Annotated in this window: 2 protein-coding genes; both read right to left on the bottom strand. The window is 36.5% G+C overall.

Going from position 1 to position 2,156, the window contains the following annotated elements:
- Nucleotides 1-120 precede the first annotated feature (120 nt).
- Nucleotides 121-912: a hypothetical protein gene (locus G586_RS0116900; RefSeq protein ID WP_026528650.1), complete on the bottom strand. Its 792-nt coding sequence runs from the start codon at nucleotides 910-912 to the stop codon at nucleotides 121-123.
- Nucleotides 913-948: 36 nt separating this feature from the next.
- Nucleotides 949-2,156: 3'-5' exonuclease (locus tag G586_RS0116905; RefSeq protein WP_026528651.1), on the bottom strand; the 1,208-nt coding region annotated here is incomplete at its 5' end.

Consider the following 2,156-nt stretch of genomic DNA (forward strand, 5'->3'; position numbering starts at 1 on the left):
TGCTTAATACAAAGATTCTAACCGGTTCAACAATAAAAATAAAGCCCACTGATGTGAGCTTCATTCTTCACTTCCATTTATCTGTGAATGGTAACTCAAACTGAGGTTCTTAGCCTTCACTTAGCTTTGCAACTCGCGAATTTCACTATCACTTTTATTTGTAAAATAATCCGTTTTTCCAGTTAAGAGATCCAGGCGGGTTACCATATGATTTTGACCATAATAAATATGATTTCCAACTACAACATAACTGTTTGGGGATGAAATATCCATTTTCCAAGACTTAATAATTTTGAATTCTCCATTTTCACTAATCTTAAAAAGAAGAGAATCGTCGAATGCTGTACTAAAACCATCGTCACTCTTCACAAATTGTTTAAGACCTCTGCCAATAACATACCAGTCATTTCCCCGTTTGAAACTTCCTGCATATTCTAAGTGCGTATGGTGCTCAAAAGTGTCATTATCGTACAAAACCTCTATTGTAAGATTTTCATCGATTCTTATTATTTTAAACAATCCAAGCCCCATATGCATTAGATTTGAAACAGCAATTGCATAGCTTCCACTGTCAAACATTAAACAGTAGTTACCTTCAATAATTTTTGATGTCTCCGTGTTCTCTGAATAGTCACTTACATCTTCAAATGGATCTGTTCTCTCTGTCCTTTTGATGCCACTAAAGAACTCTCCATGATTATAATTATTAAAAAAACCAATCCTGGTATCAAAAAATGGTGGCACCGGCATGAAAAAGCGTTCTTGGTTAATCCTCCACCAGATTTCATTTTCTCTGACCGTTACTTCAATCGGGTCTCTTTTATATCCCATATCAGAAATATTCTGCTCTATTGGCCTCAATTCAAATAACGGTTTCCATTCAGATATTATATTATTGGCTTCATCATGCATAGGAAAGCCTCCCCTTACGAATCTTATTAGTGTAGCTCATTGGGTTTCTTCAATTTCCGTCATATCTTCCAAGTCATAGCAACGCTTATCAAAAGAATCAAAAAAACTGGATTTCTTATTTTTTATGCATGTTATGGTTAAAGTCCTCTTTGCACGTGTAATGGCAACATATGCCCTGTTCCTTTCCTTTATAAGAAAATCCCTCTTCTCCTCTTCAAGTTTTGGTTTGTAGCCATACGGAAAGTTCCCATCATTAAACTGAGGAATGATTACACTATAAAATTCCATACCCTTAGCACTGTGAGTTGTGACTATCTTCACACCGGGCTTTGTAATATCAAAGTCGCCATCCCTTTTTATTATCTCCTTTGGTATTCCTGCATCCGTCATCCATGCAGCATATGTGTCTAGCTGAGCTTTTTTTGAAGCAAGAATGCCAATAGATATCTTATCGCTTTTAGAAAGCCATGATTTTACCCAGCGAATAACATATTCCTTTTCCTCTTTAATGGAATTACACATAACTACCTTTGGAGGGATTCCTAAATCATTAGGAGGTACTCTTAAGCTGATATCATCCTCTTCATCCAAATAGTCATCGTCATTTTTTATTCTAAGTGATTCAGCAAAAGCCTCTATCTGCATTGTCGTCCGCATTGGAGCATCCAGTTTTTTTGTAGTTGTATTTATACCAAGCTGTTTTGTCGTCCAATGTTTTCCATACAGCCTCTGATTAATATCTAAGGCAGCAAACAGATCTTTTTTATAAATCATCATAGAAGCCATCATCTGTGCCAGTGACAGATCCTGTGCTTCATCAATAAGAACATGGTCATACTTGAATTCTTCCGGCACCCTTTCCGGATGCCGGATTATATACAAGGGGAGGTCTTCCCAATCTACCATTTTCTGTCTTCTTAATATATTCATGTAGTGGCTGAATATATCAAAAGCTACTTCCTTTTCCTCCTCATTAAACACAACATCTGTGCCTCTTCCAGGTCTTTTAAGTTTTAAGTAATAGCTCTTATCATTTGTTGTCACATTGGACTCTTTCATCCATCTGATTTCATCTTCCCAAAACTCTGCGCTAAGCTTGTTGAGTCTGTGATATCCTGTTTCTTCCCTATGTTCCATTAAAGCCTCTCTTATGCTTACTGCCGCATCCATATCATCTTTAAACTCTTCATCGAGAGTATTGATTGACCATGATACTGTAAGTCTGCTATTTTCATTGATCTCTT

Origin of the sequence: Butyrivibrio sp. VCD2006 (assembly GCF_000423925.1) — a bacterium.
In the GTDB taxonomy this organism is placed as follows: domain Bacteria; phylum Bacillota; class Clostridia; order Lachnospirales; family Lachnospiraceae; genus Butyrivibrio.

Coding starts and splice junctions, on each gene's coding strand:
- G586_RS0116900 (WP_026528650.1), bottom strand. CDS start 912: ATGCATGATGAAGCCAATAATATAATATCTGAATGGAAACCGTTATTT.